Genomic DNA, 24,044 nt, shown 5'->3' with positions numbered 1-24,044 from the left:
TTTGTCGGTTCGATGGCCTCAACGGCCGTAGCTTTCCAGAGTGGCCCGCAGCGGGCCGGCGTCGACCGCCACCGGGAGGGTCGCCTCGCCCAGGGACTTGAGCAGAATCAGGCGCAGGCCGCCGTCGACGTTTTTCTTGTCGACCGCCATGTGTTCGAGGAAGGCATCCGCATCCAGCTCGCGCGGCGGGACGACCGGCAAGCGCGCCCGCTCCAGCAGGCGGATCACCCGCGCCACTTCATCGTCGCCGATCCAGCCCAGGCGGCGAGACAAATCGGCCGCCTGGCACATGCCGATGGCCACCGCCTCGCCATGCAGATAGACACCGTAACCCATACCGGTTTCGATGGCGTGGCCGAAGGTATGGCCCAGGTTCAGCGTCGCCCGCACCCCGGTTTCGGTCTCATCCTCCGCCACGACTTGCGCTTTGTTGAGGCAGGAACGCTCGATCGCGTAGGCCAGCGCCTCCGGATCGCGCCGCAGCAGGCTGTCCACGTTCGCGTCGAGCCAGGCCAGGAATTCCGGGTCGCGGATCAAACCGTACTTGATCACTTCCGCCAGACCCGCGCTGAGCTCCCGGTCGGCCAGGGTATTCAGGGTATCGGTATCGGCCAGGACGCAGCGCGGCTGGTAGAAGGCGCCGATCATGTTCTTGCCGCGCGGATGGTTGACCGCGGTCTTGCCGCCCACCGAGGAATCGACCTGGGACAGCAGGGTGGTCGGAACCTGGATGAAGGGCACGCCGCGCTGATAGCAGGCCGCGGCGAAGCCGGCCAGATCGCCGATCACCCCGCCGCCCAGCGCCACGATGCCGGCGTTGCGCCCGAAGCGCCGGTCCAGCAGCGCATCGAATACGGCCATCGCCGAGTCCATGGTCTTGTAGGCCTCGCCGTCCGGCAGCACGATAGACGCCGTTTCTTTCCCCGCGAGGGACGCGAGCATACGGTCGAGGTACAGCGGCGCCACCACTTCGTTGGTCACCACCATGACCTGCCTGCCCGGCAGGTGCGCCTGTATCAGGTCCGGACGGCCCAGCAGGCCGCGCCCGATGTGAATGGGGTAGCTGCGCTCCCCCAGCTCGACGTGTAAGGTCTTCATTCCGTCCGCAGTCTGGTCCTGGATTTCTCGTAAGCGTTGATGATGCGGCGGACGGCGCTGCGGCTCGAATGCTGGCCGGTATCGACGACGTAGTCGGCAAGCTCGCGGTAGATGGGGTCCCGCACCCGCAGCAGCTCTTCCAGCCTTTGCCTGGGATTCTCCGTCTGCAGCAAGGGCCGGCTGACGTCCTTGTGTGTCCGCTCGAGCTGCTTCTGGACCGAGCATTGCAAATAGATCACCAGGCCCCGCGCCGCCAGATGTTCCTGATTTTCCGGCACCAGCACCGAGCCGCCGCCGGTGGCCAGCACGATCCCCTCCTTGCCCGTCAGATCGGCGATGACTTCCGACTCGCGGCGCCGGAATCCAGCCTCGCCCTCGTATTCGAAAATCATCGGCACCGTGACCCCGGTCCGGCGTTCGATTTCCTTGTCGCTGTCCCAGAACTCCAGCCCCAGGGCCCTCGCAAGCAGGCGGCCCACGGTGGTCTTGCCCGCTCCCATCGGGCCTATCAGGAAGATGTTCCGACGGTTTCGCATCGTTTCCCGCCCCAAATCAAGCGGGAAATGATAACACGCGGCGGCACGGCATCCCCGGCGGCCTCAAGGATTCATGGTCGTCTGCTTGACGATCTTCGGCGTAATGAAGATGAGGAGTTCCTTCTTCTTGTCCTCGACAGAATTGCGCCGGAACATGAAGCCGATACCGGGGAGATCGCCGAAAAACGGAACCTTGTCGGTGTTGTTCCGCCGCGTGCCCTCGTACACGCCGCCCAGCACCACCGTTTCGCCGTTGGCCACCTGCGCCACGGTATCGATTTCGCGTTTCTCGATGGCGAAATTGCCGCTGGGCGTGAGCTCGCCCTTGTCATCCTTCTTGATCATGAGGTCCATCAGGATGTGGTCGTCCGGCGTGATGTGCGGCGTCACGTCGAGTTCCAGCACGGCCGGCTTGAAGGACACGTTCTGCACGGGCGTGCCTCCGCCGGTGCCCTGCTGGGTGATCTGATAGGGCAGTTCCACGCCCTGCATGATCTTGGCCTTGGACTGGTCGGCCGTGAGCACCCGCGGATTGGCGACGATCTCGCCGCGGCCTTCCTTCTGGGCCGCCGAGAGTTCGAGATCCAGCAGGTAATCGCCCATGGAAACCACGTACTGCGCCGTACCGTAGGGCGAGAGTGTGGTGAGCCTCGCCAGGTCGACCCCCAGATCCGTCATGCTGCCGGTGGGCGGCAGCACGCTGGAAGTCCAGTCTTTGGGCCGGAAATCCAGCTTGGCGCCCAGCTCGCGCAGGAAGTCCACGTTGGCGATCACCACCCGCGACTCGATCATCACCTGCCGCACCGGCTTGTCGAGCTGACGCACCAGCTCGCGGATGCGTTCGAGGTTCCTGGGCGTGTCCTGGACGATGAGCTGGTTGGTGCGCGGATCGGTGGTCACGTTGCCGCGGCTCGACAGGATCGACTGGGTGACGTCGTAGGCCTCGGTGGAAGTCACACCCGGCCCGCCGGTCAGCGCCTCCGGCCGCGTGATCGACTTTTCCGCCTTTTCGGTCGTGCCCATGATGACCTTCTTGATGTCGTCGGCCTTGGTGTAGTTGATCTGGATGATCTCGGTGCGCAGCGGCTCCAGGTCCTCGACGACTTTCATGGCCTCCAGCTCGTCGCGCTCGAGCCGGTTGATCTCGTCCATCGGAGCGACGCGGATGATGTTGCTGTTCGCCTCCTGCCGCTTGCCCAGTCCTTTGGCCTTGAGCACCAGGTCCAGCGCCTCGTCCCAGGGAACCTCGTTGAGCCTCAAGGTGACGTTGCCCTGCACGGAGTCCGAAGCCACGATGTTCAGATTGGTGAAATCCGCCAGGATTTGCAGGACGTTCCGCACAGGTATGTCCTGAAAGTTCAAGGAAAGACGATCGCCGGTAAACACCTGCCGCCGCTTCTTGACTTCCTCCTTCTCCGCACGGCTCAAGGGGCGCAGCTCCACGGTGAGCAGTTTTCCGGACTGGTAGGACGAGTAATCGTATTCGTCCGAAACCGGAGTGATCAGCAGCCTCGTGCCCCGGCCGACCGGCATCGCCTCGATCCATTTCACCGGCGTGGCGAAGTCGAGCACTTCCAGCCTGCGCGCCAGCCGGCCCGGCAGGCTGGTGCCGGGGAGGTCGGCGACGACGCTGCGCCCTTCTTCGCGGAGACTCACGACGGAGTTCGGATCGCTCAGCGTGACCAGCAATCTTCCCTCGCCCTTCTCGCCGCGCCGGAAGTCGACGTTCTCGACCTGCGGCCCCCCGACCACCGGTCGTTCGGTCACCACGACCGGCGCCGGCGCAAAGCCGTCGGCCCCGCTCCCGGCCTTCCCGCTCTGCAGGGTCACATACAGGTGGCGCCCCGCGACACGGGTGGTGTAGGGAACCGCGGCGGCCAGATTCAGGATCACCCGCGTCCTGCCGCCGGCCGCAATCGCCTGGACCGTTTCGACGCCGGCCTGGTGCACCGGGATCGGCTTCTTGTCCAGGCCGCTGCGGACACCGGCCAGATCCAGCGCGATCCGGGCGGGATGTTCCGTGGTGAAGGACCGAGGTTCCGGCACCGGGCCGTCGAAACTCAGGCGAAGTTGAAAGTTCTCGCCGGGCAGCGCCGTGAAATCGACGGACTGCAAAGCCGGCCCCGCCGCCACTGCCGCCCCGCCCCAGCACAAGGCGAGGAGGCCCATGATCCAGCACGGCGGAATTCGCCCCCCCGCCAAATATCGAATGACAAACCTTCTCACGCGGCCCTCTTCACTTTTTTTCACCACCCGCCTCGGTCAACGTCATCGTGGCGGCGCGCTCCAGCCATCCGCCCTGGGCATCCGGAACGATTTCGACCAGCTCCACCCCGTTTTCGCTGATGCGCGTGATCCTGCCGAAATTCCTGCCCATGTGATTGCCGGTCCGGACCCGGTGTATCGTGCCATCGGCGGCGCGGACCAGCGCCCACAAATTCCCGGACATCCTGACCGTCCCAACCATTCTCAAGGTGTCCAGCTCGTAGCTCTCGAGCTGCTCCTTCCGGCGGGACAGGTCCGGACGAATTCCGTTGTCCGCGGCCGCAGCCTCGGCTTCGTCGGGCTTTTCGATGGGTTTGAACGGGTCACGCAGCTCGGCCGGGTCGAACAGGAACGGCGACACCGTCTTGATTTCCGGCAACGGCTCGACGTTGACTTTCTGGCGCGCCTTGACATCGGCCACATAGCGCCTGAGGTCGGCCAATTCGTCCTCGGCGCAGCCGGACAAGAAACCCAGCACCGCCAGCGCCGCCGCGTACTTCATCGGCACCGCCGAACCCGCCATCAGCGCCGCCTGCGCTCAGCCGCCGAGGAGGCCGGTACGGCGCCGTCGTCGAGATAGCGATAGGTCTTCACCAGCGCCGTCATGACCAGCTCGGCGTCCCCGGGCTTGGGGCCGCCGCCATCGGCGGAGCGCGAGGCGATCTTCACGTTATGGACGGTGACGATGCGGGGAAGCGAGGCCAGGCCGCTCACGAAGGTTCCGAACTCCATGTAGGTCCCGACGACCCGGATCTCGATCGGGAGTTCGGCATAGAAATCCTTGGAAACCTCCCCGCCGGGCTTGAACAGCTCGAACTCGAGGCCGCTCGCCAGCCCGGTCTGGGAAACGTCCACCAGCAGATCGGGCACCTGGGTGCGGTCGGGAAGCTGCCGAAGGAGGTCGCCGAAGGTCTTCTCGATGTCCGCAAGCTGCAGTTTGTATTCTTCGAGGTTGACCGCCTTCTTCTGCTTGATCTCGAAGGTCTCCTTGAGTTCCTGCTCCCTGTGCTGCTGAGCATCCAGTTCGGCCAACTGGGCGCTGGTGTCGAGGTAATACCAGACGCCGGCGAGCACGGCGCTCAGCATGGCGATGACGGCGAGCTTGACCGGCGTCGGCCAGGACCCGGCATACTCGAGGTCCCAGTTGATCTTCGCGAGATTCACGGCGCCTTCTTGTCCGCCGGGAGGGAGTCTTCGCCGGTCCGGGCCTTGGGGCCCTGTTTCATCCGCAGGGTGAAACGGCTGCCCCCGTCCCTTTCCTTGCCCTTCACCTGTCCGTCCTGCTTGTTTTCGATGACCTCCAGGACCGGCTCGTACAGCCACTCCGATCCTTCCAGATTGCGCATGTAGGCGGAAACCCGGGCATTGGACTGCGCCATGCCGTTGACCGTGAGGGCACGGTCCTCCTGGGTCAGATCCCGCAACCGGACCCCTTCCGGCACCGTCCGCGCGATTTCGTCGAACAGATGCACTTCTTCCGGCCGGCTCAACTGCAATTGCTGGATGATTTCCATCTTGGCCACGAGCCGGCTTTTCTTGGTTTCCAAGTCCCGGATTTCGGCGATCTGGCGCTCCAGCGCCCCGATTTCGCCTTCGAGATACTGGTTCCGCCGGATCTGGCTGTCGATGGCGGCGCCGATCTGGGTCCGCACCAGCAGCATCACCGCCGCGGTCAGGGCAAGACCGAGCCCGGTCCAGATGGCGAACTCTTTCTGCCGTTCGCGCCGAAGAGCGGCGCGCCAGGGCAGGAGGTTGATGCGCGCCATCAGTCGAAACTCCGCAGCGCCAGGCCGCAGGCCAGCATCAGGGCCGAGGAATCGTAATTCAGGCGCTCCTGCCGGACCCTCCCCGAAAAACTCATGTTACGGAAGGGATTCGCAACGACGGTGGGAACCTGCAACGCCGCCTCTACGTAACGGTCGATTTCCGGAATCATGGCGCAGCCGCCGGCCAGCACCACCGCGTCGAAGCCGCGCTGAGCGGTGGACGACAGATAGAACTGGAACGAACGGCTGATCTGCTGAACCAAAGCGTGTTTGAACGGTTCCAGCACTTCCTCGGCATAGTTGCCGGGAAGGCTCCCTTCCTTCTTCGCCAGCCCCGCTTCCTCGTGGGTCAGGCCGTAGCGGCGCTGAATCTCGTCGGTCAACTGCATGCCGCCGAAGCCCTGTTCCCGGGTGTAGATGATGGAACCGCCGTGGATGACGTTGAGCGTGGTGGCCATGGCGCCCACATCGGCCACGGCTACCGCCCGGTCGCGGAGGGGCGGCGGAAGCTGGTCCCTGACCATCTCGAAGGCGCGTTCGATGGCGTAGGACTCCACGTCGACGATCTCGACGCCGAGGCCCGCGTTTTCCAGCACCGAAACCCGGTCTTCCACGTTTTCCCGGCGCGTAGCCACCAGAAGCACGTCCACCAGATCGGGATTCTTCGAGCTCTTTCCCAGCACCTCGAAATCCAGGCTGACCTCCTCCCTCGCATGGGGGATGTACTGGTCCGCCTCCAATTCGATTTGCGCCTCGAGTTCGTCGCCCCCCAGGCTGGCGGGCATGGTGATGCGCTTGGTGATGACCACCGAGCCGGGCACCGCGACCACCGCGTGCCGGAGCGGAGTCCCCGACTGTTTGACCACGGCCCGTACCGCCGCCGACACGTTGTCCGGCTCGGCGATCGTGTTGTCGACCACCGTGTTCCGGGGCAACGGCACGACGCCGTAACTTTCCACCTGGTAGCCGCCGTTCTTTCGGCTCAGCTCGAGCAGCTTGACCGCCGCCGCGCTGATGTCGATCCCCAGCAGGAGCGGTTTCTTTCTTCCGAAGCCCCACATGTCTGACAGTCACCGGAAAATTGAATGGGGCTCGGACAGCCGCGGTATGCTACTGGAAAATAAAATTATTGATAATCAAGGATACCCCAAAATCGGACCTGCTGGAGGATGGCGCACGGTGATCGTGCCGAAGAAGCCCGGCGGGATGGTTCGCTCCCTTCGGACAACTGGGGTATGATGCAAACCTTAATATAAAACCGTTCTTCATACAAAATCCTCTCCGGTGAACGCCCCTCGCGCGCCGACGGGCCTCGCCGCCATCGCCGAAACCAACACCGTGGCACTTTTATCCCGAAAGCCCAGAAGGCCCCGCTACTGGCTGGTGACGTTCGAAGTCCTGCTGGTCGCCGCCCTGGTCATCGGCCTGGGACTGTTCGGCCTCTACCGCCACCTCGAGCCGCAACTGCCGGACATCGCGATATTGAAGGAGGTGCGCTATCAGATCCCGATGTCGGTCTACAGCCGCGACGGCAAGCTGATAGCGCAGTTCGGCGAGAAGAAGCGCAGCCCCGTCGCCATCGGCGACGTACCCCGGGACCTGGCCCACGCGTTCATCGCCGCCGAAGACGACCGCTTCTACGACCACGTCGGCGTGGACTATCAGGGCATCCTGCGCGCCGTGCTCACCTTCGCCCGGACCGGCGAAAAACGTCAGGGCGGCAGCACGATCACCATGCAGGTCGCGCGCAACTTCTTCCTGAGCAGCGAGAAGACCTTTCTCCGCAAGGTCAAGGAAATCATGCTGGCGGTCCGGATCGATTCGGAACTGCCCAAAGACCAGATTCTCGAGCTCTATCTGAACAAGATCTATTTCGGTCAGCACGCCTACGGCATCGAGGCGGCGGCCCAGGTGTACTACGGCAAACACGTGGGGGAACTGACCCTCGGCGAGATGGCGATGATCGCAGGGCTCCCCAAGGCGCCGTCCGCCTTCAACCCCGTCGCCAATCCCGAGCGGGCGCAGATCCGGCGCAACTACGTGCTGCGCCGCATGCGCAAGCTGCGCTTCATCACCGACGAGGCCTACCAGAAAGCCCTGAACGAGCCGATCACCGCCCGCATCCACACCCGCGCCATCGAGCTGGATGCCCCCTACGTCGCCGAGATGGTGCGCGCCGAGATGTATCAACAATATGGCGAGGATGCCTACGAGAGCGGCTACGCGGTATACACCACCATCGACAGCCATGCCCAGCAGGCGGCGGAATCGGCCCTGCGGTCGGGCCTTCGGAACTACGACGAAAGGCACGGCTACCGCAAGGCCAAGGTCCACATCGATCTCAAGCAGATCAAAGCCAAGTCCGCATGGAACCAGGTGCTGGAAGACCAAGGGCCCGCAGGCGACACCGTGCCGGCGCTGGTGCTCACCGCCACCGACACGGCCGCGGGCCTCTACACGGCGAATCACGGCGAACCCGAACTGCCCTACGACGCCGTCCGCTGGGCCAAACCATTCATCAGCGTGGGCGCCCATGGGGCGCCGCCCAGATCGGTCAAGGAAGTGCTCAAGCCCGGCGACGTCATCCGGATCCGCAAGAACGCCGAAGGCCGCTGGGTGCTGACCCAGATTCCCAAGGTCCAGGGCGCGCTGGTCGAGCTGGACGCCGACAGCGGCGCCATCATCGCCGTCGCCGGCGGCTTCGACTATCGTCTCAGCAAGTTCAACCGCGCCACCCAGGGCCAGCGCCAGCCCGGCTCAGGCTTCAAGCCGGTGGTGTATTCCGCCGCCCTGGATTCGGGCTTCACCCCGGCGAGCGTGGTCAACGACTCCCCCGTCTCTTTCCCCGACCCCGCCTCGCCCGGCGGGATATGGCGGCCGCACAACTACTCGATGAAATATGCCGGCCCCACTCCTTTGCGGGAAGCCCTGGCCAAATCGCGCAATATGGTGTCCATCCGACTGCTGCGCGCGGTCGGCCTGCCCAAAGTGATCGAGCTGGCCGAGAAGTTCGGCTTCACGCCGGACGAACTGCCCCGCTCGTTCACGCTCGCGCTGGGTTCCGGCACCGCCTCCCCGCTGCGGATGGCCCAGGTCTATGCGGTTTTCGCCAACGGCGGCTACCGGGTCGACCCGTTCCTCATCAGCCGCATCGAAACCCAGAACGGCCGGCTGCTGTACCAGGCCACGCCCACCATCGCCTGCATGGACTGCGCCGACGGCCAGTCCGCGGCGAACCGGGCGAAACGGGTGATCTCGGAAGAAGTCCATTACATGATGCACTCCATGCTGCAGGACGTGGTTCGCCGGGGCACGGCCACCAAGGCTCTGGAACTCGGCCGGTCCGACCTGGCGGGCAAGACGGGCACCACCAACCAGTACCGCGACGCCTGGTTCAACGGCTACGCGCCAGGCATCGTGGCGGTGGCCTGGGTGGGATTCGATTCGTACAAGACCCTCGGCGACAAGGAAACCGGCGGACAGACCGCGCTGCCCATCTGGCTGGAGTTCATGAAGGAGATGCTGCGCGACGTTCCCGAGCGCAAATTTTCCCAGCCGGCCGGGATCATGACCGCAAGAGTGGACCCGGCGACCGGAAACAGACTGCCCGCCGGCATCCCCGGCGGGATCGTGGAAATGGTGCCAAGGCCGACACCGCAACCCAATTTCGACGCCACGATCGAGGAGCCCGAAGCGGCGCCGCCGGAGTCCCGGGCCGATGCTTCAGGCGGGACGGCGCCGGAATCGGCCCCACCGGAAGATGAAGAAGTGGATGAAACGCCGCCCCCTCCTCAGCCCGCGGAAACGCCGAAGCCGATGGAATCCTTGTTTTGAGGACCGGAACGGAACGTGAAAACCAAGCAAAAGACACGCTCTCATCTGGCATGGGCGGCTGCCCGGCTGATGGCCGAGCAGGGCATCGACAACCCCCAGCAGGCGCTGAACAAGGCAGCCGCACGGCTCGGCCAGGCCGATAGACGCCGGCTGCCGGAACCGGAGGAAGTCGACGCCGCCCTGATCGAGTACAACCGGCTGTTCCGGCCCGCCACTCAGAACGCCGAACTGGACAGGCAGCGCCTCCTGGCCCTGGAAGCCATGGAGTTTCTCGCGGAATTCGATCCGCGCCTGACGGGCGCCGCGCTGGACGGGACCGCCGGCCGGCACAGTTCGATCACGCTGCACGTGTTTGCGGACGCGCCGGAAGAAGTCATGCGCAAACTGCTCGACGCCCACCTGCCGTTCCGGGAAACCTCGTGCCGATGCCGGCTCCGGGGCGAGAACATGACGCTCCCCGCCCTGTCGTTCTACGTGGATGAAACGCCGATGGAGCTGTGCATCTTCCCGGCCACGGCGGCCGGGCGGGCGGTCTCCGCGGGAAACAGGGAGGCCGCGGCGTCGATACGCGAGCTGCGCGCCATGCTCGGGAAACCGGCCGGCACGAAAAACTAAGGGGACGGGCTGAACCGCCCCCCCGAGAAACGGCGGGCGAGCCGCCCTCGCCCCCCGCTTTATCAGCCGCGGCCGTATTTGCGGCGGAATTTGTCGACGCGGCCGGCGGTATCGACGATCTTCTGCTTGCCCGTATAGAATGGATGGCAGGCCGAGCAGACTTCGACGTGGAAGTCCTTGCCGATCGTGGATTTGGTTTCAAAGGTGTTTCCGCAACTGCAGCTTACGGTCACCGTCGCGTATTCGGGATGAATGTCAGGCTTCATGGTACGAGGCTACTCCAAGGGGCTCGATCGGACGAAATCTGGCATGGTACTGTAATCGGACCACCGCAGCAAGCCGCAATCCCCGGACGCCCGCCCGACACTCCCATATCCCGTCGAACATCCCGACTCCATCCATGAGAATCATCACGCTGAATGCGAACGGCATCCGCTCGGCCGCGCGCAAGGGCTTCTTCGACTGGCTGCCGAAGCAGAACGCCGACATCGTCTGCCTGCAGGAAATCAAGGCCCAGACCGCCCAGCTCAACGACGAGCTGTTCTGGCCGGAAGACTACGCCTGTTATTACCTGGAGGCCGAGAAGAAAGGTTACAGCGGGGTGGCCCTTTACGCCCGCAAGGAGCCCGACGAGGTGATCCAGGGCCTCGGCTGGGACGACATGGACGCGGAGGGGCGTTACCTGGAGGCCCGCTTCGGCAACCTGAGCGTGGTGTCCCTCTACATTCCGTCGGGCTCGTCCAGCGAGGAGCGCCAGGCCGTCAAGTTCAGCTTCCTCGACCGCTTCCTACCCTTTCTGGACGAATGCGCCCGCTCCGGCCGGCAGTACATTTTCTGCGGCGACTGGAACATCGCCCACAAGCCCATCGACCTGAAGAACTGGCGTTCGAACCAGAAGAACTCCGGTTTCCTGCCGGAGGAGCGTGCCTGGCTGGACCGGGTGTTCGAGGAAACGGGCTGGGTCGACGCCTTCCGCGCCGTCAATCCGGAGCCGGACCAGTACACCTGGTGGTCCAACCGCGGCCAGGCCTGGGCCAAGAACGTGGGGTGGCGCATCGACTACCACGTCGTCAGCCCCGCCCTGCGCGACCTGATCCGCTCCGTAGCGATCTACAAGGACGAGCGCTTCTCCGATCACGCACCGCTCACGATCGACTATGACCTCGCCTTCTGAACCGATCGCGCGCAGCATCCTGAGCGGCCGCATGCTGGCCGCTTTCGCCATGGGCTTCTACGGCGGCGCGCCGCTGCTCCTCACGGGCTCGGTGCTGCTGGCCTGGATGAAGGACCGCGGCGTCGACCTGACCACCATCGGCCTGTTCGCCCTGGTCGGACTGCCCTACACGCTGAAATTCCTGTGGGCACCCGTGTTCGACCGCTTCCACTGGCCCCGGCTGGGGCGGCGGCGCGGCTGGCTGCTGCTGATGCAGGTCCTGCTGGCGGCGTCTATCGCCGGGCTCGCCGTACACGGCCCCGGCGCTTCCGCCCCCGTGCTCGCGGCGCTGGCGCTGGCCGTCGCCTTCTTCTCCGCCTCCCAGGACACCCTCATCGACGCCTACCGGCGCGAAAGCCTGCACGACCGCGAACAGGGCCTGGGCGCCTCGCTCTACGTCAACGGCTACCGTCTGGGGATGCTGCTGGCCTCGGGCGGCGGCCTGATCCTGGCCGACTGGATCGGTTTTTCCGACATGTACGGCCTGATGGCGGCCGTGATGGGCACGGGCATTCTCGTCACTCTGCTGCTGCCGGAGGCCGCCGCGAGCGAGGCGCATCCGAACAGCCTGAGGGACGCGGTGGTGCTGCCTTTCGCCGAGTTCTTCCGGCGCAGCGAGGCCACGTGGATCCTGCTATTCATCCTGCTGTACAAGCTGGGCGACACCGTGGCCGGGCAGATGACCACGCCGTTCTATCTGGAGATGGGCTTCAGCAAGACCGAGATCGGCGCGGTCGTCAAGCTGTTCGGCTTCTGGGCCACGGTGCTCGGCGGCTTGGCCGGCGGCGCGCTGATCCTGCGCTACGGCATCTACCGCACGCTGTGGCAGTTCGGCCTGCTGCAGCTCCTTTCCACCGCCGCCTTCGCCGTTCTGGTGCACACCGGCCCGCAGTTGCCGGCGCTGACCGCGGTGATCAGCTTCGAGAACCTGTCCGCGGGCATGGGCACGGCAGCCTTCGTCGCCTTCATGGCCAACCAGACCGACCGCCGCTTCACCGCCACCCAATACGCGCTGCTGTCCAGCTTGATGGGCGTGCCGCGCGTGATCGCCGCCGCCCCCTCCGGCTGGCTGGCCACCACCGTCGGCTGGCAGAATTTCTTCATCCTCTGCGCCCTGTTCGCCATCCCTGGACTGCTGGTGCTGCCCCGGTTCCGGAGCTGGCTGGCCGACTGAAAACGCCTACCCCGGCCGTATCCGGAACCGCTCCAAACCGGCCATGCCGCCCCATTGCGGCAACCGGGCCTCGGGCCCCTCGATGACAGCCAAAGGCGGGTCGCGGTCCGCCAACGCGTTGATCCGCGCCCACAGGGAGATGTCGGTCCAGAACTGAGGCGGCGTATCCTGGGCTGCCGCGGCGGCGAAAATCGCCCACGGCTCATTGTTGCCGGCACGGATCGCCTCGAGGGCCAGCCGTTCCAGCCGCCCCAGCCCCGTCTCGTCCGGCTGTTCCGCGAGCCAGCGCCGCACTGCCGCCGGCACCCACGGCAGCGGCGCATCGGCTTCCCTCCCCAACGCCTCGAACGCTTGCCGGTCCTGCAGAGCAAAGGCGCGATCGACCCGCTCGGCGAAGTCGAACTGGTCCGGCGTCACGGGCCGGCGCCGGGGATAGACCGAAGCCATCTGCTCCGGAGAAAGCTGGCCGAGCCCGTGATAGGGCTCGATGCCGGGAAACGCATCGACGCAGATCAACTCCACCGCACCCACACTGGCGATCCGTAGACAGGTCAGCACATGGCAGAGCATGGACTGATCGAACAAACAGGCATCGAACCAGAGCACCAGGCGTAGGGACGACAGGGTCTTGAGCCTCGCATATTGTGTCTCCAGCGTCTGCCGGATGGATTCACGGCTCAAGCCTCCACCGGTCGCGGCTTCGAGATAGGCCGCCCTGGCAATCAGAGTCTCTTCGTCCGGCCACCCTGGCTGGCGCGGGCCGTCGTAGAGAATGTCGTGCCAGACGAAGACTTCGCCAGGGATGCCGCTCTTGGCGATCAGGTCCCCGGCGCTGTCGCCGCTGGTGATGTGAATGGTGGAATTCATGACGTATGCGGACGACTAGGACTTGTCGCGCCTTCCGGTCAGGAACACGGCCGCCAGGCCGGTGATCGCCAGGCTGGCAATCGTGCCACCGGCCCAAGGTTGGCCGTTGATGGCGGCATAGACCCCGCCGACGATGCCGGCCAAACCTATCAACAGGGCGAAAATCTGGCCGAGAAGCCGCTCGACGAAAACGAAGGTATTGACACGTCTGGTTTCCGTGCGGCGATGCTCCGCTTCGGCTTGGGTCTGATGGAAAACCCAATCGACCAGATCCGGCCGAAATTGATGGAGCCGCTCGATTTGAGCGACGGGAATGATGGGAGAGTCGGTGTCGTGCTGCTGAAGGGTGAGTTCCTTTCCGCTGCGCTCACGCACGTTCGCGGTCGTATGCCTTCCCATGCTTTTTCTTCTTCACGTTTTCGCGCAAACCGCGGGCGATGCGTTGCACATCCGCACGCAAGTTGTCGCTATCCTTGCCGAAATCCCCGCGGCTCGGCCGCACGTAATCGCTCTCCGGCCACATGACCAGCACCTGCCGCGCGCCATCGAGAAGATTTTTCAGATGCTTACCCATGGCTCGAAGTCTATCAGCCAATCAGGTTTGGGCAAAGCCGGCAAAAAGCGGCCCAGCTCTCAGCGCCCATTCCCCACCGGGGCCGCGAAGGCGTCCGAGACCAGGGTCTGATTGTCGCCGCCGGTGAGGCTGGCGAGAAACTCGACCAGGGCGTCCACTTCCTGCGCCGACAGCCCCAGCGGCCGGATCAACGGGTCGAGGTTTTCGTTGGGCTCGCCGCCCCGGTTGTAGAACTCGACGACCTCCCTCAGGCTCGAAAATGCGCCGTTGTGCATGTACGGCGGGGTGAGGGCGACGTTGCGCAGGGTGGGCGTACGGTATTTCCAGCGGTCGGCCGGGTTCTGGGTGATTTCGTAGCGCCCGAGATCGCCGGGAACGGGCTCGGCGACCTGGGCGAAGGTTTTCGCGTCCACCTCGAAGAATACGCCCGGCGCCACCTGGATGCGCCGGCCGGCGGGCTCCTTGCTCATGCTGGCGCGGTAGCCGACGCCGGTGTCGTGCAGGGCGTCATCGGTGAACAGGGCATAGCGGTCTCCCACCGTGTGGCAGGCCGCGCAGCCGGCCTTGCCGGTGAACAGTTCGAATCCCTTGCGTGCAACTTCCGACAGCGCCCCGCTTTCGTGTCCGTAGCGCCAGCGGTCGAACGGCGAGTCGCCCGATACCAGGGCGCGCTCGTAGCCGGCCAAGGCCTGGCCGACGGTTTCCATGCCCGGACCGCGCCCGAAGGCCTGTTCGAACAGACCGCGGTAATCCGGCAGCGACTTGAGCCTGTCCACCACGAAGCCGACCGAGGGGTTGCCCATCTCGTTGGCCGCCAGCAAAGGCCCCCAGACCTGGTTTTCCAGCGAGGATTCGCGGCCGTCGTGGAACAGTTTCGTCAGATAGGCGACGTTGTAGAGCGTCGGTGCATTGCGCCGGACCGTGCGCCCCTCGATGCCGATGGCCGTGGCCTGCTCCTGGCTGGTGAACCCCTGCTCGGGGATATGGCACATGGCGCAGGAGAAGGTCTGGTTGAGCGAGAGGCGGCGGTCGTAGAACAGCTTGCGCCCCAGGGCGATCCGGGCGGGGGTCAGCGGGTTGTCGGCCGGCACGGGCAGTTTCGGCAGGCCGAGCGCCGGCCGTTGCGCCCGCCGGAACAGATCGGCCGGCCGGCCACGGCGCGCGTCCAAAGCCAAGGCGTGGGTCTCATAGTCCGGGGTGGCATAGCCGGTCTTGTCATCGCCGGCGCGAAGCGGCGGGGATGCCGCCTGTCTGCCGCCGGCCACCGGCGCCGCGGTTTCCCGCAGCAGGGTCTTCACGTCGGCCAGCACCAAGTCCGGATGTAGCACCGAGACCGTATAGACGTTGCGAATCCGTTTTTGCCCATCGATCAGGAACACCCTGAGCAAATGGGAATATTTGCCGGTGAAGCGCCCTTCCGCGTCGTGTTCCTTCTGCACCGACTGGCCGTAGGCTTCCAGAATCGGCTGGAGTTCGGCTTCGGAACGGGTGGTGAGGAAACGCCAGTCCGCCCCGCCGTCGCGGAAACCCTCGCCGTAGCCGCGCATGGCCTCGGGCGTGTCGTGCGCCGGATCGAAGCTCAGGGTGAGGAGTCGGAGCCGGCCGGCCAGCTCCGGCTCCGATTTCAACGCACGCTTGAGCTTCTGGAACACCGCCGTCGCCAACGGACAGCCGTTGACGTCGTCGCAGGTGGCATAGATGAAGCCGAGCAGGACGATGCGGCCGTCGTACGAGGCATGGAGCCGGACCGGCCGCCCGTCGGAATCCAGCACCGAACCGTCCGCCGCCGCACCCAAAACCGGCAGGCTGTAGCTGCCCGGTTCCGGCACGGGGAACGGCAGGTTGCGGTAGCCCGGCGCCAGTGCGTCGGCGAGAACCGGCGCCGCCGACAGCAGCGCCGGCACCCAACAGGCCAGGAGCCGGCACGAAAGGGGGATGAGGTTCACGCCGGCACCTTCCGGTGGCGAAGACTCATTCCGCCCTGGCCTGCACCACACCGTTTCCGTCGCCCGCCGGCCCCGCATAAAGCGCCCGCGCCCCGAACCGCATCTGGTGCGGACGCCCCAGCTTCTCGGCATAGAAGTCGATGGCGAACTGTTCCTTCAACTCCTTGCCGTCCCAGTGGTAGAGCTTCAGGAATTGCTCGTTGTCCTTGCCCTTCTTGTCCCAGTTGGCGAGGAGCGAGGAGGTGTAGTACAGCCGCTTGCCGTCCCAGCTCGAGGACACCATGTTGACCTGGGCGCCGATGGTCTTTTCGTAGACCTGCCTGGGATGGTGCGGGTCGCTGATGTCGAACAAACGGGTCTTACCGTCCATGAAGGTGTTCACCCACAGCCGGGTGTCGTCGTTGGAGATGGAGATGTCGACCGGCAGCGGCACCTTGGACGGCTCGCCGATGTCGGCCACGGCCTTGGCCTGCCACTCGCCCTTGCCGTCTTCGTAGATCAGCCAGATCTGCGAGGTGAGCGCCGTGCTGGTGAAGCAGTAGTTGTGGGCATCACCCCAGGCGCAGCGGATTTCCAGCGGCGCGCCGGGCACGTCGAAGACCTTCTTCGGCTGCCTGGTGTGCAGGTCCCAGGTCACCACGGTGTTGCCGAAATGCTTCATGGCCTCGGGGTCCGCCAGCATCTTGCCGAAGTCCATCATGTAGTTGTTCCAGCCGGTGAAAGACGAGGTCACCAGCAGGTTCCTGCGGGGCAGAGCGCGGACGTCGTAATCGTAGCCGTCGGCATACTTGCCGGTCTTGACCGCGCCACGCAGGTCGCCGTCGGTCGGGATCCAGTGGGTGGCGACGTATTCGCCGGCATTGGTATATTCCACCAGCGCCGTGCGGCCGCCGTGATCCTTGTCGTTGGACAGCCCCGTGATGAGCATGCGTCCCGGCAGGGCGTAGAGGGTGTGCGGCCCGACCACGCCGCCGCTCTTTTCCACGAAGTCGGTGAGGGTCTTCGAGAGGGCGGGCTTGGCGGGATCGCTGTGCACGTCGAACACGAAGATCTTGCTGGTGTCGAGCCCGCCGGCCCAGAGATACCGGCGGTCGTCGGTGAAGTCCGAATGATGGGCCTCGTTGCGTCCGCCCACCGAAAGCGTGTTCACCACCTTGCCGTACTGGGGCGATTTCGGGTTGGCGTCGACGGTGACCAGCTTGTCCTGCTCGTCGCCCACACCTTCCGCTCCCAAGGTCCAGACGTAGACGTAATCCTCCTGGCCGGTGATTTTCTTCATGTACGGCGAAGCGCAGGTTTCATCGGCCCTCACGCCGGCCGGCGCCGCGAGCGCCAGAACCAAGCCCGAAACCAGGCCCCGCAAAGCGACACGCTCGGATGTTGCTGAAAAGATGGATGTCTTCATGGCATAACCTCATTCTTGTGTGTTATATGACCGGTCGTCTCGAAACTGCTCAAAAATTTTTCAGGCTCGGAAATATCCCTCCAACAGGTTGCGGCAACATTCTTCCAGCGGACGGGTCGACTGTTCGATCTTCATCCGCAACAAGGCCCCCTGCCAGGCGTCCACGAGGAAATCGGCCAGGTCTTCGGCGGTCTTGTCGCACCGGAACAGGCCGTCGTCCTGGGCACGGGCGATGCCTTGCGCCAGCTTGTCCCGATAACGGTGCAGCGCCTCCCGCAGCGCCTCACGGCAGGCATCGCTGGTGTCCCCGATCTCCCCCATCAGGTTGCCCAGCAGGCAGCCGCCCTTGAATTGACGGCGGCCGGCCTCTTCGATCAGCTCGCGGAAATACGCCTGCAGGGCTTGGGCGCCGTTCAGCGCGGAATTCCGGAGATGGCCGTCGAGCTGCAGGATGAACGGCTCGATGTAATGCCGGATCACCTCGGCGCCGAATTCCTCCTTGCTGGCGAAGTAGTTGTAGAACGAACCCTTCGGCACGCCCACGCTGTGCAGGATGTCCTGCAGTCCGGTGCCGTGATAGCCTTGTTCCATGAGCAAAGCCACGCCTTCGTTCAGCAGCCTTTCCCGGGTGAGTTGTTTGGTCGCGGTTTTCGCCATGCCAGAATGATACGACCGGTCGTCTAATTCCGGCAAGGACATCGATTCGACCGGAGCCGGGATTGGGTGATCTTTGCCGCCCCAACACCTCGCATGAGCCCGACGAAATGAACAAAGCTCTCAGGACCGCCCTCGAACTCAGTCTATTCCTGGCCATTGCATTGAGCACCCCCGCCCGCGCGGAGGACTTCGACCAGCTCAAAGCCACGACGCCCAGCCAGCGGGCCGCGGCCCAGACGGGTTACATGAAGAGCCATCTGGCCTTGACGGATGCCCAGATGCCCAAGATCGCCGCCATCAATCAAAAATACGCCGAACAGATGGAACCCGTGATCAAGAGCGCCGACGGAGGCCTCGGCAAGATGCTCGAGGCCAAGGCGATCCAGGAAAACAAGGATGCCGAGCTGCAGCGGATCCTGACGCCCGATCAGTTCGAGCGCTTCGCTTCATCCAAGGACGAGATGCGCGAGGCGGTGAAGCGGGTTCTGCTGAAAGACTGAACAACGCTTCGGCAAGGCTTCGCCACCGGTGCCGATTCCACGACACCCGTCATCCGGCCCATCCGGCTCTCATCGTCGCCGCTTGCGCATCAAGGCTTCCGCTCAGTCTCGATGCGCTTGAGCAGGGAAAACAGGTCGCTGCGGGTGGACAGGACGATGGTGGCGTCGCGGTCGATGATCCTGCGGTAGGTTTCCATGCTCTTGAGGAAGCGGTAGAACTCGGCGGCCTCGGGGCGCTGGGTGTAGGCTTTGGCATAGATTTCGGTGGCCTTGGCATCGGCTTCGCCGACGATCTCCTGGACCCGTTTGTAGGCGGTGGACGCGATCTCGTTGATGTCCCGCTCCTTGTTGCCGGCGATGCGGGCCGCCTCGCCTTCACCTTCGGAACGGAAACGCTGGGCGATCTGCAGGCGCTCGCTGATCATGCGCTGATGGATGCGTTCCAGCACCTCCGGGTTATAGTTGAGGCGCTTGAAGCGCACGTCGAGCAGCTCGATGCCGAATTCCGCCAGCTTGGGGGCCGCACTCTCGAACACGTCTTTCTCGATCTGCTGCCGCCCAACCCGGATCGGGCGCAGCCCCACCTCCGGCAACTGAGCGGCCAGGCCTTCGTCCCGCAAAGGCTGGCGCTCCTTGTCGCTGCGCACGACTTCGATCAGCTCGTGCCGCGCGATGGCGGTGCGGGTCTCGCTGCCGAGAATGTCTTCCAGCCGCGACTGGGCGCTGCGCTCGTCCCGCAGCCGCAGGTAGTAGCGCATGGCGTCGGTGATGCGCCAGCGGGCGAAGGTGTCGACCTGGATGTACGTCTTGTCCTTGGTGGACATTTCGACCATGGGGCCGTCCCAGGCCAGGTAGCGCTTGTCGAAACGGTTGACCTGCTGGACGAAAGGCAGCTTGAAGTGCAGTCCGGGGTCGGTGATCGGCTCGCCCACCGGACGGCCGAACTGGGTGACGATGACCTGCTGGGTCTGGTCGACGGTGTAAGCGGACAGATACAGCGCCAGCAGCACCAGCGCGGCCACGAGGGAAACCAGGTGTCTTGCGGCGATCATCGCTTTTCCTCCTGCATGGCGGCCGGCAGGGGCAGCATCGGCAATATCTGCTGCACCGTCTCGTCGACCACGATCGACTGCTTGGCCTGTGGCAGCACGTCGCCCATGGTTTCGAGGTAGAGCCGGGTGCGCGTCACCTCCGGCGCCTTGACGTACTGCTCCAGCACGGCGCTGAAGGCCGCGACGTCGCCTTCCGCCTCGTTGATCCGCTTGAAGCGGTATCCTTCCGCCGCCCGGATCTGCTGGTCGGCCTCGCCGCGGGCGCGGGGCACCGCCTTGTTGTATTCGCCGTTGGCGAGGTTGATGACGTTTTCGCGGTCCTGCTGGGCCCGGTTGACTTCGTTGAATGAGGACTGGACCGGCTCGGGCGGATTGACGTTCTTGAGCTGCACCTGGCTGATGGAGACGCCCAGGTGATAAAGCTCGGCCAGCGTGCGCATTCGCTGCAGCGAGGTCTCTTCGATCTCCTGCCGCCCGATGGTGATGATTTCGTCCACCGTCCGGTCGCCGACCACGGTGCGCATGACGGACTCGGAAATGTCGCGCAGGGTGAGGCCGGGATCGCGCACCGCGAACAGATAGTCTTGCGGCTCGGTGATACGGTATTGCACGATCCACTCGACCAATGCCGAATTCAGGTCGCCGGTGACCATGGAACGTTCCTTGCCGGGTTCACGACCCACCTGGTCCGGATTGGTCGCGCCCGTCGTGGCGAACCCGAACTCCAGCTTGAGCTGGCGCTGGGTCGGCACGGCGATGACGCTGTCGATGCCGTAGGGCAGCTTGAAATGGAGGCCCGGCGGCACCTTGCGGATGTACTTGCCGAACCGGAGCACGACGCCTTCGGATTCGGCGGGAATCGTGTAATAGGCGGTCCACAGCGCCATGACCGCCAACACGATCAGGACGATGCGGGCAGGCGAAGCCGGCAGCGATCCGGGCAGTGGCTTGGAGATGCGTCCCCAGGGAGAGTTCGAATTTTCCATACCGGCTCCTCGTCGACGAACTGAGAAAAAAGCGGGTCTCGATCAGTTTAGCTGGAGCTCGACGGTGCCGCTCACGTTCACCTCGACCTTCTGCGTGCCGGCTTCGATCGGTACCGGCGCGGCCGCCTCCACGGCCATGGCGCGCATGCCCAGCGCCATCGGCCGGACCGGCGGACCGCCGGTATCGACCCGCAGGGCGACGATCCGGTAGCGGCTGCGGCCCAGTTCGCGGGTCACCAATTCGGCACGCTGGCGGAACGCCCCCAGCGCTTCTTTGATCAAGCCGTCTTCGGCTTCTTTACGTTTCTGCGGCGAGGTTTCGTAACCGACGGATTCGAGATGAAGCTGCTGCTGAAGCTCCCCCAGCAGGCCGCCGAGCTTGCCGGCATCGAGGCTTTCCAGCCGGATCGACTGCTTCACCCGCCAGCCGCTGATGCGCTCCTTCTGGTAGACCGGCGAAGTCTGGTAACCGAGGGTCTGTACCTTGATCTCCGGCACCTGCTTGATCCGGTCGACCGCCTTGGCAATGGTCTTGTTGACCTCGACGGCCAGGGCCGCGGCCTTGGGGCCCTCCATCTCGCTGGAAAGCATGGCGACGAGGATGTCGTTCTGGACCTCGCCCTGAGCTTCGGACGATAGATCGATTCGGTCGTAAGTCAATGGCGCTCGCTCGTCCGCCTGCACGGCGGACAGGGCCGACGACGCCAGCAGAAAACCCAAAACCCGGATTCGCGCATTCAAGGCAAGTTCCCCCTCTTGGCAGGTTGCGATCACGGTGCCCCGGCTGTATAGGGCACGGGCAGTATGCTGCAAGTCACCGCGGATTGCACCGCTTGCCTCCCCGGGACCGTTTAAGGGATCATCGAACCCCATTCCTCTCCCACTTCCGGAAGTGACGATATGAAGCAACGCCTGCGTGGCATGACACGCGCCCTGCTGCCGGCCGCACTCGGGCTGATCCTGGCCGCCTGCGAAAACAAGGTGACCCGCGAGAACTACGACAAGCTCGCCATCGGCATGGAATATTCCAAGGTCGTCGAGCTGCTCGGCCAACCGGAGAACTGCCAGTCCGTGGTTTCGGTCAAGAGCTGCGTCTGGGGCAAGGACCCCAAGACCATCAGCGTGCAGTTCATGGGCGAGAAGATATTGTTCTATTCGAACACCGGCCTCTGAATGGCTAGCTCCAAAGACCCCTGGCCGGGAATCGCCCGGCCGTATCTGCTGGCATGCGCGATCTTCGGGCTGTGGCCGGCTGGCGCTGAAGCGGGCGGGCTGGCGGATCAGCTCGCCGCACTGGCGCAGGAGAACGGATTCTCGATCGAAGGGCTCGACCGCTTGAGCGCCGAACCGGGCCGCACCGCCGAAGGCGGTATCAAAGACCGCCTGAAGGCGCTATTGCAGGGTTACAACTACATTCTGGCGGAAAGCCGGCCGGGGCGGATCGAGCGGCTGGTCATCACCGGCACCGCCCGCGGCGGAGGGAAACCGCCGCCGAGCTCGACCATCCCCACCCTCCGCATCGGCGCTCATCACCAGGTGGAGGCCATTCTGGTCGGCCCGAACGGAGTTCCACGGACCGTATCCGTCCTGGTCGACACCGGCGCATCGACGGTGGTGCTGCCGACCTCGATGATCAACACCCTGGGATTCGATGCCGAAAGGCTTTCCGCCGGCATCAGCCAGACCGCGAGCGGCCAGGTCCGCACCCAGACCGGCGTGCTTCCCTCCGTCACCGTCGGCCCCGCCTCCGCCGAAAACGTCCCGGTCAGCTTCATCGCCGACAAACGACTGAACGGCGCGATGCTGCTGGGCATGAGCTATCTGAACCGGTTCCGCGTCACCATCGACGACGAACACGACGAGATCGTGCTCCTGGCGAAATAGCCCGCCTCACTGGCCGGAGCGCGCCATCGCCACCAGGGCCGCCCTCACTTCCGCCTGCGTGGAAACAGGAGCGGGAAAGGCGAAACGCACCACCCTGGAACCCACCCGGAGCTGGAATCCCTCCCCGTCGATCCCGACCAGGGCCGGCTCGCAGCCGGCCTCGAGGGCCACACCGCCCGCCTCGCAATACCGGCGCATCGCCTGGCGGTGGTCGGCGTTCATGTGCTCCAGCATCGCCCGCTCCTCCTCCGCCCGGAAGGGGTTGGGCCGCAGCACCCGTTCCGGCGACAGCCAATGGATACGCCCGAAGCCGCCGATGTAGCGCAGACGCACCGGCGCCAGCCGGTAGAAGGCGAAGGAATGGGTGTTGTGGAAACGGCGGGCGTCGGGGAAAAAGGAGAAATAACGCTCGGCGGCATCCACGTCGTCCTCGGGCACGGGCTGCGCGTCCGCGAGCAGAGTCAGCCGCCCGTTGGTCTGCACGTCCCCGACGCTGCGGTCGAGCACGATCAGCGAGACCTTGGGGTTCGCCTGGACATTCCGGGTGTGCTGGGCGATGTTGGCGATGTAGATGACGGGTACGCCGCCCCGATCCAGGCAGTACGGCATCACCGAGCCGAAGGGATATCCCGGCATGTCCGCCGAATGCGTGGAAAGCACGCCGTCATACGCCTGATTCAGCAGCGCGCGCGCTTCGATTCCGATTTCGTCCAATTCCGCCATGATCCAAGTCCTTCCTCAATCTCAACCGCTAGCCCCCTCTTTCCCTCTGGGCGAGGGCCGGGGATGAGGGAAGCGGCGGCCGGTCATAAAACGGCTTGCGCCAATACCCTCACCCTAACCCTACCCAGGAACCTATCGGAATCGTAGGGCGGATAAGCGAAGCGCATCCGCCAAACTCAGCTCCGCTGCTCTCCGAGTCGGCTCCGCCGCTCTCCGAGTCAGGGATCGTAGACCGTAGGGCGGATAAGCGACAGCGCATCCGCCAAATTCGGCTCCGCCGCTCTTCGAGTCAGCTCCGCTGCTCTCCGAGTCAGGGATCGTAGGGCGGATAAGCGACAGCGCATCCGCCAAATTCAGCTCCGCTGCTCTCCGAGTCGGCTCCGCCGCTCTTCGAGTCTGCGCGGAGGTGGATGCGCTTCGCTTATCCACCCTACAGGTTCCAGGGAACAATCCGGTGCGCATTGCGCACGTCGATCCCTCCCAGAGGGAGAGGGAACCGCGGACGGTACTTACGGCAACATGCCCCGTATCACCCGCTCATATTCGGGGAAATAACGCCCGATCACGGAAAGATCGAACCGCCGCAGGATGGCGGTGTTCGGCTCCCGTTCGAGCAGAAAATCGAAGGAGCGGCGCACCAGCGTCTCCACCGGCACCGCGGCCCCCGCGATCCTGGCCGCGTAGGACGGATCGACCGTCACGGCGTGCGAAGTCGTGGCCACACCTTCCACCACCACTTCGAAGGTCGAATCGTCGCATCGAGTCACAGTCACTTCAGCCATGCCAGCTCCGCAATCGGCCAGTTTCCCCGGATGGCCCCAAAGATAACACCTCAACCCGCCTTCCCAAAGCGCCGCCGGCCACCAACTTTCGTCACCTTCCCGGCATGACGGAGAGATTTTCCTTCACTTCGGTTAAAGTTGACGCACATTAGAGATTTTTTTACCTT

27 protein-coding genes are annotated in these 24,044 nt (G+C 64.7%); 8 read left to right on the top strand and 19 right to left on the bottom strand.

The window, feature by feature from the left end:
- Positions 1 to 18 precede the first annotated feature (18 nt).
- The 7 genes from aroB to ABZN20_RS15160 all read right to left on the bottom strand — a co-directional run bounded on the left by aroB (position 19) and on the right by ABZN20_RS15160 (position 6,726).
- Complete coding sequence (aroB, locus tag ABZN20_RS15190; protein ID WP_367025792.1) at positions 19 to 1,098, bottom strand: 3-dehydroquinate synthase; 1,080 nt, start codon at positions 1,096 to 1,098, stop codon at positions 19 to 21.
- A complete protein-coding gene (gene aroK, locus ABZN20_RS15185; protein WP_367025791.1) occupies positions 1,095 to 1,634 on the bottom strand; it encodes a shikimate kinase AroK in 540 nt (179 codons plus the stop codon). Before aroK ends, aroB begins: the two co-directional genes overlap by 4 nt.
- Before the next feature lie 63 nt (positions 1,635 to 1,697).
- On the bottom strand, positions 1,698 to 3,803 hold the full coding sequence (gene pilQ, locus ABZN20_RS15180) for a type IV pilus secretin PilQ (RefSeq protein ID WP_255556597.1): 2,106 nt from the start codon (positions 3,801 to 3,803) through the stop codon (positions 1,698 to 1,700).
- A gap of 67 nt (positions 3,804 to 3,870) precedes the next feature.
- Complete coding sequence (locus tag ABZN20_RS15175) at positions 3,871 to 4,422, bottom strand: pilus assembly protein PilP (protein ID WP_255556598.1); 552 nt, start codon at positions 4,420 to 4,422, stop codon at positions 3,871 to 3,873.
- A complete protein-coding gene (locus ABZN20_RS15170; RefSeq protein WP_218807939.1) occupies positions 4,422 to 5,063 on the bottom strand; it encodes a type 4a pilus biogenesis protein PilO in 642 nt (213 codons plus the stop codon). The genes ABZN20_RS15175 and ABZN20_RS15170 overlap by 1 nt, the downstream gene beginning before the upstream one ends.
- On the bottom strand, positions 5,060 to 5,665 hold the full coding sequence (locus ABZN20_RS15165; protein WP_218807940.1) for a PilN domain-containing protein: 606 nt from the start codon (positions 5,663 to 5,665) through the stop codon (positions 5,060 to 5,062). Before ABZN20_RS15165 ends, ABZN20_RS15170 begins: the two co-directional genes overlap by 4 nt.
- The gene (locus tag ABZN20_RS15160) at positions 5,665 to 6,726 is read right to left on the bottom strand and encodes a pilus assembly protein PilM (RefSeq protein WP_218807941.1); all 1,062 of its coding nucleotides are present in this window, start codon (positions 6,724 to 6,726) and stop codon (positions 5,665 to 5,667) included. The genes ABZN20_RS15165 and ABZN20_RS15160 overlap by 1 nt, the downstream gene beginning before the upstream one ends.
- Between ABZN20_RS15160 and ABZN20_RS15155 the strand changes: the two genes are divergently transcribed.
- From ABZN20_RS15155 to ABZN20_RS15145, 3 genes are read left to right on the top strand one after another with little or no spacing between them, the layout of a single operon-like run.
- Complete coding sequence (locus ABZN20_RS15155; protein ID WP_367025790.1) at positions 6,725 to 6,904, top strand: hypothetical protein; 180 nt, start codon at positions 6,725 to 6,727, stop codon at positions 6,902 to 6,904. The two genes, ABZN20_RS15160 and ABZN20_RS15155, sit on opposite strands and share 2 nt — an antisense overlap.
- A 45-nt stretch (positions 6,905 to 6,949) precedes the next feature.
- Complete coding sequence (locus ABZN20_RS15150) at positions 6,950 to 9,499, top strand: penicillin-binding protein 1A (protein WP_367025789.1); 2,550 nt, start codon at positions 6,950 to 6,952, stop codon at positions 9,497 to 9,499.
- A gap of 15 nt (positions 9,500 to 9,514) precedes the next feature.
- The gene (locus tag ABZN20_RS15145) at positions 9,515 to 10,114 is read left to right on the top strand and encodes a hypothetical protein (protein ID WP_255556599.1); all 600 of its coding nucleotides are present in this window, start codon (positions 9,515 to 9,517) and stop codon (positions 10,112 to 10,114) included.
- A gap of 62 nt (positions 10,115 to 10,176) precedes the next feature.
- Here ABZN20_RS15145 and rpmE read toward each other — a convergent pair whose 3' ends face one another.
- Positions 10,177 to 10,380, bottom strand: a complete 204-nt coding sequence (rpmE, locus tag ABZN20_RS15140; protein WP_218807944.1) for a 50S ribosomal protein L31 — start codon at positions 10,378 to 10,380, stop codon at positions 10,177 to 10,179.
- A 134-nt stretch (positions 10,381 to 10,514) separates the two neighbouring features.
- Between rpmE and ABZN20_RS15135 the strand changes: the two genes are divergently transcribed.
- Together ABZN20_RS15135 and ABZN20_RS15130 are read left to right on the top strand one after the other, a co-directional pair.
- Positions 10,515 to 11,288, top strand: coding sequence for an exodeoxyribonuclease III (locus ABZN20_RS15135; RefSeq protein WP_367025788.1), 774 nt, complete (start codon positions 10,515 to 10,517; stop codon positions 11,286 to 11,288).
- Positions 11,272 to 12,501 (top strand): AmpG family muropeptide MFS transporter, encoded by a 1,230-nt coding sequence (locus tag ABZN20_RS15130; RefSeq protein ID WP_367025787.1) that lies wholly within the window; start codon positions 11,272 to 11,274, stop codon positions 12,499 to 12,501. Before ABZN20_RS15135 ends, ABZN20_RS15130 begins: the two co-directional genes overlap by 17 nt.
- Before the next feature lie 6 nt (positions 12,502 to 12,507).
- Here ABZN20_RS15130 and ABZN20_RS15125 read toward each other — a convergent pair whose 3' ends face one another.
- Genes ABZN20_RS15125 through ABZN20_RS15100 form a run of 6 tightly spaced genes read right to left on the bottom strand, consistent with a single transcriptional unit; the run spans position 12,508 to position 17,950 of the window.
- Positions 12,508 to 13,368, bottom strand: coding sequence for a hypothetical protein (locus tag ABZN20_RS15125; RefSeq protein ID WP_367025786.1), 861 nt, complete (start codon positions 13,366 to 13,368; stop codon positions 12,508 to 12,510).
- A 15-nt stretch (positions 13,369 to 13,383) separates the two neighbouring features.
- Positions 13,384 to 13,767: a hypothetical protein gene (locus ABZN20_RS15120; protein WP_367025785.1), complete on the bottom strand. Its 384-nt coding sequence runs from the start codon at positions 13,765 to 13,767 to the stop codon at positions 13,384 to 13,386.
- Positions 13,736 to 13,942, bottom strand: coding sequence for a hypothetical protein (locus tag ABZN20_RS15115; protein WP_218807949.1), 207 nt, complete (start codon positions 13,940 to 13,942; stop codon positions 13,736 to 13,738). Before ABZN20_RS15115 ends, ABZN20_RS15120 begins: the two co-directional genes overlap by 32 nt.
- Before the next feature lie 59 nt (positions 13,943 to 14,001).
- A complete protein-coding gene (locus tag ABZN20_RS15110; protein WP_367025784.1) occupies positions 14,002 to 15,888 on the bottom strand; it encodes a cytochrome c peroxidase in 1,887 nt (628 codons plus the stop codon).
- A 25-nt stretch (positions 15,889 to 15,913) separates the two neighbouring features.
- Entirely contained in the window at positions 15,914 to 17,293 is a 1,380-nt protein-coding gene (locus ABZN20_RS15105) for a selenium-binding protein SBP56-related protein (RefSeq protein ID WP_367025783.1), read from the bottom strand.
- A 60-nt stretch (positions 17,294 to 17,353) separates the two neighbouring features.
- Positions 17,354 to 17,950 (bottom strand): TetR/AcrR family transcriptional regulator, encoded by a 597-nt coding sequence (locus tag ABZN20_RS15100; protein ID WP_169601725.1) that lies wholly within the window; start codon positions 17,948 to 17,950, stop codon positions 17,354 to 17,356.
- A 107-nt stretch (positions 17,951 to 18,057) separates the two neighbouring features.
- Between ABZN20_RS15100 and ABZN20_RS15095 the strand changes: the two genes are divergently transcribed.
- Positions 18,058 to 18,450 carry a hypothetical protein gene (locus ABZN20_RS15095; RefSeq protein WP_367025782.1) on the top strand — a complete coding sequence of 131 codons (393 nt, stop codon included), beginning with the start codon at positions 18,058 to 18,060 and terminating at the stop codon, positions 18,448 to 18,450.
- Positions 18,451 to 18,539: 89 nt separating this feature from the next.
- On the opposite strand, the gene hflC is transcribed toward ABZN20_RS15095, so the two are convergent.
- The 3 genes from hflC to ABZN20_RS15080 are packed head-to-tail and all read right to left on the bottom strand — an operon-like array spanning position 18,540 to position 21,229.
- A complete protein-coding gene (gene hflC, locus ABZN20_RS15090) occupies positions 18,540 to 19,502 on the bottom strand; it encodes a protease modulator HflC (RefSeq protein WP_367025781.1) in 963 nt (320 codons plus the stop codon).
- Positions 19,499 to 20,488 (bottom strand): FtsH protease activity modulator HflK, encoded by a 990-nt coding sequence (hflK, locus tag ABZN20_RS15085; protein WP_367025780.1) that lies wholly within the window; start codon positions 20,486 to 20,488, stop codon positions 19,499 to 19,501. The genes hflC and hflK overlap by 4 nt, the downstream gene beginning before the upstream one ends.
- Positions 20,489 to 20,530: 42 nt before the next feature.
- Positions 20,531 to 21,229: an SIMPL domain-containing protein gene (locus ABZN20_RS15080; RefSeq protein ID WP_169601733.1), complete on the bottom strand. Its 699-nt coding sequence runs from the start codon at positions 21,227 to 21,229 to the stop codon at positions 20,531 to 20,533.
- Positions 21,230 to 21,388: 159 nt separating this feature from the next.
- Here ABZN20_RS15080 and ABZN20_RS15075 point away from each other — a divergent pair, with 159 nt between their 5' ends.
- Positions 21,389 to 21,661: a DUF3862 domain-containing protein gene (locus ABZN20_RS15075; RefSeq protein ID WP_169601735.1), complete on the top strand. Its 273-nt coding sequence runs from the start codon at positions 21,389 to 21,391 to the stop codon at positions 21,659 to 21,661.
- Positions 21,662 to 22,372 (top strand): retropepsin-like aspartic protease family protein, encoded by a 711-nt coding sequence (locus ABZN20_RS15070; RefSeq protein WP_367025779.1) that lies wholly within the window; start codon positions 21,662 to 21,664, stop codon positions 22,370 to 22,372.
- A gap of 6 nt (positions 22,373 to 22,378) precedes the next feature.
- Here the strand turns inward: ABZN20_RS15070 and ABZN20_RS15065 are convergent, their stop codons facing one another.
- Positions 22,379 to 23,095, bottom strand: coding sequence for a HugZ family protein (locus tag ABZN20_RS15065; protein WP_367025778.1), 717 nt, complete (start codon positions 23,093 to 23,095; stop codon positions 22,379 to 22,381).
- Between the two features lie 509 nt (positions 23,096 to 23,604).
- The gene (locus ABZN20_RS15060) at positions 23,605 to 23,877 is read right to left on the bottom strand and encodes a hypothetical protein (RefSeq protein ID WP_169601741.1); all 273 of its coding nucleotides are present in this window, start codon (positions 23,875 to 23,877) and stop codon (positions 23,605 to 23,607) included.
- Between the last annotated feature and the right edge of the window lie 167 nt (positions 23,878 to 24,044).

The sequence above is a fragment of the Methylococcus sp. ANG genome, from assembly GCF_040730495.1.
In the GTDB taxonomy this organism is placed as follows: Bacteria; Pseudomonadota; Gammaproteobacteria; order Methylococcales; family Methylococcaceae; genus Methylococcus.
Note: the sequence above shows the minus strand (reverse complement) of the source record. Positions and strands in the feature narration are given on the sequence as shown.

Coding starts and splice junctions, on each gene's coding strand:
- aroB (WP_367025792.1), bottom strand. CDS start 1,098: ATGAAGACCTTACACGTCGAGCTGGGGGAGCGCAGCTACCCCATTCAC.
- aroK (WP_367025791.1), bottom strand. CDS start 1,634: ATGCGAAACCGTCGGAACATCTTCCTGATAGGCCCGATGGGAGCGGGC.
- pilQ (WP_255556597.1), bottom strand. CDS start 3,803: ATGGGCCTCCTCGCCTTGTGCTGGGGCGGGGCGGCAGTGGCGGCGGGG.
- ABZN20_RS15175 (WP_255556598.1), bottom strand. CDS start 4,422: ATGGCGGGTTCGGCGGTGCCGATGAAGTACGCGGCGGCGCTGGCGGTG.
- ABZN20_RS15165 (WP_218807940.1), bottom strand. CDS start 5,665: ATGGCGCGCATCAACCTCCTGCCCTGGCGCGCCGCTCTTCGGCGCGAA.
- ABZN20_RS15155 (WP_367025790.1), top strand. CDS start 6,725: ATGTCTGACAGTCACCGGAAAATTGAATGGGGCTCGGACAGCCGCGGT.
- ABZN20_RS15160 (WP_218807941.1), bottom strand. CDS start 6,726: ATGTGGGGCTTCGGAAGAAAGAAACCGCTCCTGCTGGGGATCGACATC.
- rpmE (WP_218807944.1), bottom strand. CDS start 10,380: ATGAAGCCTGACATTCATCCCGAATACGCGACGGTGACCGTAAGCTGC.
- ABZN20_RS15135 (WP_367025788.1), top strand. CDS start 10,515: ATGAGAATCATCACGCTGAATGCGAACGGCATCCGCTCGGCCGCGCGC.
- ABZN20_RS15130 (WP_367025787.1), top strand. CDS start 11,272: ATGACCTCGCCTTCTGAACCGATCGCGCGCAGCATCCTGAGCGGCCGC.
- ABZN20_RS15125 (WP_367025786.1), bottom strand. CDS start 13,368: ATGAATTCCACCATTCACATCACCAGCGGCGACAGCGCCGGGGACCTG.
- ABZN20_RS15120 (WP_367025785.1), bottom strand. CDS start 13,767: ATGGGAAGGCATACGACCGCGAACGTGCGTGAGCGCAGCGGAAAGGAA.
- ABZN20_RS15115 (WP_218807949.1), bottom strand. CDS start 13,942: ATGGGTAAGCATCTGAAAAATCTTCTCGATGGCGCGCGGCAGGTGCTG.
- ABZN20_RS15105 (WP_367025783.1), bottom strand. CDS start 17,293: ATGAAGACATCCATCTTTTCAGCAACATCCGAGCGTGTCGCTTTGCGG.
- ABZN20_RS15100 (WP_169601725.1), bottom strand. CDS start 17,950: ATGGCGAAAACCGCGACCAAACAACTCACCCGGGAAAGGCTGCTGAAC.
- ABZN20_RS15095 (WP_367025782.1), top strand. CDS start 18,058: ATGAACAAAGCTCTCAGGACCGCCCTCGAACTCAGTCTATTCCTGGCC.
- hflC (WP_367025781.1), bottom strand. CDS start 19,502: ATGATCGCCGCAAGACACCTGGTTTCCCTCGTGGCCGCGCTGGTGCTG.
- hflK (WP_367025780.1), bottom strand. CDS start 20,488: ATGGAAAATTCGAACTCTCCCTGGGGACGCATCTCCAAGCCACTGCCC.
- ABZN20_RS15075 (WP_169601735.1), top strand. CDS start 21,389: ATGAAGCAACGCCTGCGTGGCATGACACGCGCCCTGCTGCCGGCCGCA.
- ABZN20_RS15070 (WP_367025779.1), top strand. CDS start 21,662: ATGGCTAGCTCCAAAGACCCCTGGCCGGGAATCGCCCGGCCGTATCTG.
- ABZN20_RS15065 (WP_367025778.1), bottom strand. CDS start 23,095: ATGGCGGAATTGGACGAAATCGGAATCGAAGCGCGCGCGCTGCTGAAT.
- ABZN20_RS15060 (WP_169601741.1), bottom strand. CDS start 23,877: ATGGCTGAAGTGACTGTGACTCGATGCGACGATTCGACCTTCGAAGTG.